At 41.8% G+C, this 1535-nt stretch carries 2 protein-coding genes and 1 pseudogene; 2 read left to right on the forward strand and 1 reads right to left on the reverse strand.

Features of this window, described 5'->3' with window-relative positions; all coding sequences use genetic code 11:
* Window positions 1–323: pseudogene (locus AB4Z50_RS35820) on the reverse strand (hypothetical protein); the annotation flags it as partial.
* 452 nt (window positions 324–775) lie between these two features.
* Here AB4Z50_RS35820 and AB4Z50_RS35825 point away from each other — a divergent pair.
* Together AB4Z50_RS35825 and AB4Z50_RS35830 are read left to right on the forward strand one after the other, a co-directional pair.
* On the forward strand, window positions 776–1075 hold the full coding sequence (locus AB4Z50_RS35825) for an IS110 family transposase (RefSeq protein WP_441887259.1): 300 nt from the start codon (window positions 776–778) through the stop codon (window positions 1073–1075).
* 3 nt (window positions 1076–1078) lie between these two features.
* Window positions 1079–1432 (forward strand): hypothetical protein, encoded by a 354-nt coding sequence (locus AB4Z50_RS35830; RefSeq protein ID WP_441887257.1) that lies wholly within the window; start codon window positions 1079–1081, stop codon window positions 1430–1432.
* The last annotated feature ends 103 nt before the right edge of the window (window positions 1433–1535 follow it).

Consider the following 1535-nt stretch of genomic DNA (forward strand, 5'->3'; position numbering starts at 1 on the left):
ATCTTAAGCTCTTTCAACGATGTTATAGCTTCCAAGTTCTCTGCATCCTGTAAGCAATCAATATACAGAGATTTGACATTTGGAATCTTTAAAAGTTCATTACAATTAAAGGTGGAGTTGTAATGACCAAAAAACCGTATAGCGAAACTATCATCATATTTAATGCATAGCTCATTAAGCTCATCTAAAAGAAGTGCGTTATAGTTTGCTTCAGAGAATTGGACTATTACATGACTCCCCGTCTGAAGCTCATTAGAAATTAACTCTTTATCGATTATTTCAGGATCATTGATTCGAACTTGTCGCTTTAAGAAGTTAATCATAATAACTCCCCTAAAAAGTATTTTAATTCTGATTTGCGTTGATTTCCTATAACGTCATATTCCGAACTTCACAAATTCTCCGTAACTGAAGTATTCGTGAAGTGATTGAACTATCCTGCCCGATCGTATTATGAGGTCACCAGAAATTACTGGTCGACCTCATTTTGGCATGGTCGTAAGATTGCGGTAGCCGAGGATCGAACGTTTCTACCCGTGAGACTTGGATCTCGAGAGCTATTCCGTTCATCCCCCCCTACTTGTTAAACCATGATTAGGCAAGTTGGGGCATGACCCCGAATCACATGCGATAATGTGGACGACAAGAAGGTTAAGAGGGCTTCCGACGAATATATAACAAGGAGTGGTTACATGAATCCTGTAATCGGACTGGATGTTTACAAGGAGAAAGTCATGCACAAGCATTCACTAACCGAGGAATACCGCACGGAAAGATCTTTCAGTTTGAGCATAATCTTGAGGGACTGGCGTCTTTCTTGAATTTCGTGCAGGAGCTCGAATGCATTACTGGACTACGCCCAGCAGTCGTGTTAGAAGCAACTGGACACTACCATAACCCCGTCATTCAGTTTTTAGATGAACATCAATATTTGTATATTTTCATCAATCCGCTAATTTCACATCAGGCCAAAAAAACCAGCTTACGCAAAGTGAAAACAGATATCGCGGACGCCTATCATCTAGGGGAATTGTTATACAAGGAAGAATTAGAACCGTACAAAAAAAGAGGATAATTTATGATGAATCTACGCTATCTGACAAGGCAGTTTAATTCTCTAACGGATATGTATGTGCAAGCCCAGCTGCAGTTTCAAGCTGTCCTTGATCAAGTCTTTCCGGAATACCGTAGCGTGTTTAGAGACCTGTATTCGAAGGTATCTCTTCGTTTTCTGGCTCTTCACCCTACCTCTTCCGCGGTGCTTACTAAGTCTCTGAATGATATCACAGTGACGATCCAGTCTCTGACTGGACGGTCGAATTCTGTTTGGGCGCTTGAGGTGCGCGCTGAAATTAACAACTGCTGCGGAGCGAAACCCTTTCAAGGAAACTGCTTTTTCAAGCCATCTCATCTCGCTGGAGCCGATCATTAATCTGCTTCTATAGTACCAAGAGCACCTAGTAAACCTCGACCAGTCCATAGATGCTCTGGCTGCAGAATTACATGAGTATGAGTTGATCCAATCGATACCCGGC

This window comes from Paenibacillus sp. 2TAB26 (genome assembly GCF_052115145.1).
Classification (GTDB): Bacteria; Bacillota; Bacilli; order Paenibacillales; family Paenibacillaceae; genus Pristimantibacillus.